Here is a 6,774-nt window from a genome sequence, read left to right as displayed (position 1 = left end):
GTAGCCACGCCGGCCTTCGTTGTGGTTCCCCCACCCATGGCAACGGTTAGTTAAGGCGACGTCGTCGTGCACTCCGAGCACGGCTCCGGTGTTGGTGAAATAGAACGGATCCGGTTCTTTCTCGCCCGTTAATCGATACAGGAAAGCGTCCGCGGCCATGCCTACCTCTCCGTGAGCCCCTGGTTACTGCGGGTAAGGGGACTATAAGAGTACAGGTAGGTGGTTCTTGCGCCTAGAACCGCACGACAACCGCCCACGCGCGCACGACTGCGCCGTCGGGACTGGTTGGCGGTTTACTTGCCTGGGAAGACGTCCAGTGCGGCGGGTGTCTGACTCACGCACCGAAGCCACGACTGGAAGGGTTCACTGGCGCCCCGGTGACAGCTAACTGGCCATTCATGCCCGTCCAGTAGAACGGTTCGTCGCCGGTTCGCGCGCAGCGTCACGCGGTGATGCGGACTTGGCCGATCGGTCCTCACCCCGCACCGCTGCTTGACCTGGACCCAGGCCGACGTCGAGGCGCGCGTCCTCGGACTGCGGCGTAACCCGCGCCAACTTATGAGCGAGACGTTGCCACTGAACGGTCTAGTCATGCCAAGCCACACGGCCTAGACTTCCCGATGTTCGTCCCCGCTGCAGCCAGAGGTCGCGATGCCACCGACTTACCACGTGGATACCGCCACCGTGGATACCACCACCGAGGACATGCCACGCGCCGACCAGCTCGAATACTGGGGCGAGGTAATCAGCTCATTCCATTGCACCTTTGGCTCCCGGGGCGTCCGGCCGGACGACTTCCGAGGCCGCACAACCTGCCAACGCACCCAGCCCTACCAGCTCGTCACCTGGGGCGTCTCCACCCCGCAATGGCTTCAGCGCACCAAGCGCCAGGTTCATGCCGACACCGACGAGCGATACAGATCCGTCATCTCCACCCGCGGCTCGCTCGTGTTACGCCACGCCGGCAACCAACGTACGCTCACCGCCGGCACCGGCGCGCTGTTCACCATGAACACCCCGTTCGACCTCGGCGTCGGACCCCGCCACAAGGGCATGATCCTCACCATGCCCCAGCGCGAGATCGACCACCGCCTCGGCCGCGGCGCACTTCTCAACCCGAAACGGACCTCGCCCACGGTTTCGGGCGACTCATCCACACCAGCCTCGCCACCCTCAAAGCCGAACGCGACACCCTCACCGCCACCCAATTCGACCGAGCAAGCCAACACCTCACCGGCCTGGTTTGCCTGCTCCTCCTCGGCGATACCCAACCGCCGATCAGCCACGCACGCGAGATCGAAACCCAAATACGCCAATACATTCGCGCCAACGCGTGGGACCCTGGACTCAACACGGAACCCATCGCACAAGCACTCGGCTGGTCAGCGCGACAAATCCAAGCCGTGCTCCGGCGGACCAGGGCGAGCAAAGCGCAGAAGTAGTCGGCACAGCGCTCGTATCGGATGGCCAGCGTCAGTCCACAGTGAGCTCGGCGGGGTCGTCGACCGGAACGGCGTTGCTTGCCGCTACTCCGGAAAAGAAGCGGGCGCTGTCCTTGACCGTGCGCTGCAGGGTGTCGAAGTCGACGTGAATCAGGCCGAACCGCTGCGAATAACCCAGCGCCCACTCGAAATTGTCCAGCAACGACCAGGCGAGGTAACCGCGCACGTCCGCGCCCTGCTCAATCGCCGCATGGACCGCGCGAAGGTGGTCGGCGAAGTAGCGGACCCGGTCGCGGTCTCGAATCCGACCATCGCTGTCGATCGTGTCGGCGAAGGCCGCGCCGTTCTCGGCGATCATGAGCGGAAGGCCAGGGCAGTGCCGGCGCAGCCACAGCAGCAGGTCCGTCAACGAACTCGGCGTCTGTTCCCAGCCGAACGAGGTAAGCGGCCCTCGAGGCGGCAGAACGTCGAAGCCCCGCAAGCCCGGAAGGCCGCTGTTACTTGGTGCTTCCAGGTCCGCCAACGGCGCCACCCGGACCGGCGCGTAGTAATTCACCCCGAGCCAGTCGAGCGGGGTAGTGATCGTCTCGAGATCGCCATCGCGTATAGCGGGTTCCAGCGCACCCAGGTGAGCGACGTCGGCGAGCACGTCCTCCGGGTAACCACGACCCAGCACCGGGTCGAGGAAGATCCTGTTCTGCATCCCGTCGAACTTGCGCGCGGCCTCGCGGTGGGCTTCGTCGTCCACATCGGTCAGCGCCGGCGCGAAGTTCAGCACCAGTGAGAACCGCTGTCCGGGTCGTGCGGCTGCGCGCAGCGCCCGCATCCCCAACCCGTGCGCCAGCAGGTGGTGGTGTGCTGCGACGAGCGCGGTGCCCGGCTCTGCCACTCCGGGTGCGTGCACCCCGGTTCCGTAGCCGAGAAATGCCGAGCAGTAGGGCTCGTTGAGCGTCGTCCAATCCGGCACTCGATCGCCGAGGGCGCCATGCACTGCCGCCGCGTAATCGGCGAACCGTGCGGCGGTGTCACGAACCCGCCAACCGCCCTCGTCTTCCAACGCCTGGGGCAGGTCCCAGTGGAACAGCGTGATCATCGGCGCGATGCCGTGATCGAGCAACTCGTCGACCAGCCGGTCGTAGAACTCCATCCCCTGCGGGTTCAGCGTCCGCCCGTCCGGCATGACCCGCGACCAGGACACCGAGAACCGGTAGGTCGGCAGGCCGAGTTCCGCCATCAGCGCGACGTCCTCGGGATATCGATGGAAGTGGTCGCAAGCCACTTCACCCGTATCACCACCCAGAACCTTGCCTTCCGTGGCCGTGAAGGTGTCCCAAATGGACGGTCCGCGACCGTCCTCCTTCGCTCCGCCTTCGATCTGGTAGGAGGCCGTGGCCGTCCCCCAGACGAAGTCCGACGGGAAACCGAGCGCCTTCTTGTTGGTCATATCCCACCTCATCCGTTGACCGAAACTCGCGTGAGTCCGTTGACGATCTGTCTTGCCAGCAGGAGAAAAACGATGATCACGGGCAGCACGCCGAGCGTCGCACCGGTCAGCATCAATGAGTAGTCCAAGAAGTAACCGCTCGCCAACCTCGACAAGGCTACCTGAACGGTCAGGCTTTCGTTCGGGTCGAGCACGATCAGCGGCCAGAAGAAATCGTTCCACGCGGCCATGAACGTCACCATGCCGAGCACTGCCGCCTGCGGACGAATCGCCGGGATCGCCACATGCCGAAACGTCCCCCACAGCGAGCAACCATCCACTCTGGCCGCGTCGACCAGTTCCGGGGCAACCGCCTCCTCGCACGCCTGGCGCATCCAGAAGACGCTGAACGCGTTGACCAGTGCGGGCACGATCACCGCCTCCAGCCTGCCGTACCACCCGAGATCGCCGACGACCATGTACAGCGGGACCACCCCGAGCTGGGCCGGCACCATCACGGTTCCGATCACCACCAGGAACAGAGTGTTTCTCCCGGCGAAGCGCAGTCGGGCGAAAGCGAACCCGGCAAAGCTGGACAGCACCACGGTCGACACCATGACCGTCCCCGACACGATCAACGAGTTCTGGATCGCGAGCCAGAAGTCCACGGTGTCGAAGACGCGTTGCACGTTTTCCAGGAGGTAGCCGCCGGGGACCAGCGGTGGGATGGAATCACCAATGGCCGAGCTGTCGCTGGAGGACACCACGAACGACCAGTACAGCGGGAACGCCGATGACACGACAACACCGGTCAGCAGCGCGTAAACCAGAACCCCGGGGCGGCGGGTCAATGGACCGGCACCGTCGGATCGACGGAGTCGCCGGGCAGGAACACTCGCGAGCACCGCTTCAGCTCCCTCCGCGAATTCGACGCACCAGCACGAAGTTCGCCACTGCGGATATCAGGCACATGACGAACAGCACCCATGCGATGGCAGCCGCGTATCCGGCGTCGAACAGACCGAATCCCTTCTCGTACAGGTACATGGTCAACGTCTGGAACTGCCGGTCGTTGCCGCCGACACCGGCGGTTCCGGTCGAGTCGAACAGTTGCGGCTCCGCGAACAGCTGCAGGCCGCCGATCGTCGAGACCACCACCGTGAAAATGATGGTCGGCCGGATTCCCGGCACGGTGATCGACCAGAACGACCGCCACCGCGAAGCCCCATCGAGCGCGGCCGCTTCGTAGAGCTCCCTGGGGACGTTGCGCATCGCGGCGAGGTAGAGCAACGCGTTGTAGCCGGTCCAACGCCAGATCACCATGGTGGCGACGGCCAGGTGCGACGACCAGCGCTGGCCCTCCCAGTCGACGGGATCCAACCCGAACAACCCCAGAATCCAGTTGATCATGCCGAAATCGCGGCCGAACAGCTGGGCGAAGACCAGCGCCACGGCCACCACCGAGACGACGTTCGGCAGCAGAACACCTGCGCGCCAAACGGTCCCCGCACGAAGCGGCCGGTTGAGCAGCGCCGCGATGCCGAGCGCGGCCAACAGCTGCGGCACCGTGGAGACCACGAAGATGCTCGCGGTGTTGAACAGGGCGTTGTAGAAATCCGGGTCGGCGAACAGTGCGGTGTAGTTCGCCAGCCCGACGAAGCCCTGATCACCGTCGATCAAATTCCAGTCGTGCAGCGAAATCCACGCGGTGTACAGCAGCGGGAAGAGGCCGAACACCGCGAACAGCACGAAAAAAGGAGCGACGAACAGGTACGGCGTGACCCGGGCGTCGATCCGGGAGAGCAGGACCCCCCGGCGCCCACCCGGAACCGACCCACGAAGAACGTGGGCCGGTTCGTGGGTGGGCGCCGGTGAAGGGCTTCGTGACATCCTCCCTACCTCACGGCGTCGCGGGCCTGCTGCACGGCCTCGGCCCACGCCTGGTCGGCGCTCTGCTTGCCGTCCTCGACGCGGCCGAGTGCCTGGCCGAACTTCGGTCGCACCACGCTGTCCTTGGCACCGCGGTAATTCGGGCGCAGGCTGTCCGCCGAGCTCGCGTAGATCTGGCCCACCGGTGCGTCGCTGAAGTACGGGTCGGTCTTGCCGATCACCTCAGGGTCCCCGTACGCAGCCGGCGTACTGGGCAGGATGCCACTCTGCAGGAAAATCTTCTTCTGCTGCTCCGGGGCGGTCAGCCACTTGGCGACTTCGTAAGCCTCCTTCGGGTGTGCGCCCTGCTTGGGCACCGTCAGGTAGGAGCCACCCTGGTTTCCGCTGTTGCCGGGAACCGTGGTGAGGTCCCACTTGCCCTTGTTCCCGTCGCCACCGGCTTCCCTGATCTGCTCCAGCATCCAGGCCGGGCAGTTCATCACGGCGAAGGAGCCCTGTTTGACCGCCACGTTCCAGCCCTGGGTGTAGCTGGTCACCCTGGCGGTCTGCCCCTTCGCCCCGATGCTCGCGGCGATGTCGAAGGCACGTCGCAGGTTCGGATTCCGGTCGGCGATGAGCGAGTCGTCCGCCTTCGAGAAGAAGTTCTCCTCGGACTGGTTGAAGATCGCGGTGTAGATGGTGCCGGCGGAATCGGCGAACTTCGCATCCGGCACCGCGGCGCTGAACCGGTCGGCGACCCGGGCGAAGTCTTCCCAGGTGGGCCACAGCTTGGCCACCTCGGTACGCTCGGTCGGCAGACCGGCCCGGGCGAACAGGTCGCGGCGGTAGCACATCGCCAGGCTGCCCATGTCCGTCCCGAGACCGAGCACGAAACTTCCGTCCTTGCTGACCCCCTGCTCCCACTTCCAGGGGGCCCACTGGTTCTGCAGGTCCTTGGCCCCGAAGTCGGCGAGGTTGACGAACTTGTCCCTGGACTGCAGGAACTGCGGCATGTACTGCTCTTCGACGGCGACGACATCGGCGGCGCCCTTGCCGCCCGCTAGCTGGGTGGCCAGTCCCTTGTGGTGGGCCTCGAAGTCGGCGACCTGCGACACCAAGTGGATGTTGGGATGCTGTGCCTCGTACTCCTTGAACAGCGGCTCGTAACCGAACTCGCCGAAGGTCGCGACCTTGATCTCGATCTTCCCACTGCCGGCCCCATCGGTTCCCGCGCACCCCGCCAGGGCCACCGACACAGCCGAGGTCAGGGCAGCAACAGCCAGCCAGCGCGAACGCCTTCTCCTCATCACACTTCCTCATCTCCCAATCGTGACCACCATGCCGCGAGCTGATCGCTGATCTACCGCGCAGCGAAACGTGTGTCCACCACGGGAATCGAAGTCTGCCTCTTCGGACATCCGACCCACGGTTCAGAAGTGCACCAGCACCCGTCCCTCTCCCGAACCGCACGGAAAAGCCGCACTGCGCACGGCGGTGTCGATGTCCCTGTCGTTTTGGGAAGATCGGGTGGAGATCCACCGTCAACTTCTCAGAGCCTGTTGGTGGTTGCCTTGCGCAGGTGGTCGCTTAGCGGAACCTCAGGCGTTCCCTGGACTGCGGGAGCCCCTCCTTATGTATGTCCAATACGCGGCGGAGAGGCTGTCCTCGCCAGGAATGCCTGAGAACCCGCCGGTGGTTGCGCTGCTTGGGTGGATGCAAGCGGCTGGCGCCGCTTCACAAGGCGCGGACGGCATTCGCCGACAGGGATCTCAGGCAATTTCAACTCCCCGCTCTCGGGAGAACTGATGGTTTTCGAGTCAGGCTAAATCGCGGCAAACCGGAGATCAACGGATCCGAGGGCAGGGAATCGAAGCACAAGAGGCACAACCGAACCGTGGTGACGGCGCTATGTCAGAGGGGGATGTTGCCGTGCGAGCCTCGCCCGGCGGGGGCTGCGGCGAGCGCTTCGGCGATGCGGCGGCGGGTGGTCTTGGGGTCGATGACCTCGTCGACCACGCCGATCGACATCGCCCGGCCGAC

General features: G+C 65.0%; 4 protein-coding genes and 1 pseudogene. 1 reads left to right on the top strand and 4 read right to left on the bottom strand.

Going from position 1 to position 6,774, the window contains the following annotated elements; translation table 11 throughout:
* Positions 1-651: 651 nt before the first annotated feature.
* A pseudogene (locus tag AB0I53_RS40525) lies at positions 652-1,089 on the top strand (hypothetical protein); the annotation flags it as partial.
* Between the two features lie 384 nt (positions 1,090-1,473).
* Here AB0I53_RS40525 and AB0I53_RS40520 read toward each other — a convergent pair.
* Genes AB0I53_RS40520 through AB0I53_RS40505 form a run of 4 tightly spaced genes read right to left on the bottom strand, consistent with a single transcriptional unit; the run spans position 1,474 to position 6,041 of the window.
* A complete protein-coding gene (locus AB0I53_RS40520) occupies positions 1,474-2,886 on the bottom strand; it encodes a GH1 family beta-glucosidase (RefSeq protein ID WP_358499892.1) in 1,413 nt (470 codons plus the stop codon).
* Between the two features lie 8 nt (positions 2,887-2,894).
* Positions 2,895-3,716, bottom strand: a complete 822-nt coding sequence (locus tag AB0I53_RS40515) for a carbohydrate ABC transporter permease (RefSeq protein ID WP_132494369.1) — start codon at positions 3,714-3,716, stop codon at positions 2,895-2,897.
* A gap of 58 nt (positions 3,717-3,774) precedes the next feature.
* Positions 3,775-4,755 (bottom strand): sugar ABC transporter permease, encoded by a 981-nt coding sequence (locus AB0I53_RS40510; RefSeq protein ID WP_358614360.1) that lies wholly within the window; start codon positions 4,753-4,755, stop codon positions 3,775-3,777.
* Positions 4,756-4,760: 5 nt separating this feature from the next.
* Positions 4,761-6,041, bottom strand: a complete 1,281-nt coding sequence (locus tag AB0I53_RS40505; RefSeq protein WP_358614359.1) for an ABC transporter substrate-binding protein — start codon at positions 6,039-6,041, stop codon at positions 4,761-4,763.
* Positions 6,042-6,774: the final 733 nt, after the last annotated feature.

The sequence above is a fragment of the Saccharopolyspora sp. NPDC050389 genome, from assembly GCF_040655595.1.
Taxonomy (GTDB): domain Bacteria; phylum Actinomycetota; class Actinomycetes; order Mycobacteriales; family Pseudonocardiaceae; genus Saccharopolyspora.
Note: the sequence above shows the minus strand (reverse complement) of the source record. Positions and strands in the feature narration are given on the sequence as shown.

Coding starts and splice junctions, on each gene's coding strand:
- AB0I53_RS40520 (WP_358499892.1), bottom strand. CDS start 2,886: ATGACCAACAAGAAGGCGCTCGGTTTCCCGTCGGACTTCGTCTGGGGG.
- AB0I53_RS40510 (WP_358614360.1), bottom strand. CDS start 4,755: ATGTCACGAAGCCCTTCACCGGCGCCCACCCACGAACCGGCCCACGTT.
- AB0I53_RS40505 (WP_358614359.1), bottom strand. CDS start 6,041: ATGAGGAGAAGGCGTTCGCGCTGGCTGGCTGTTGCTGCCCTGACCTCG.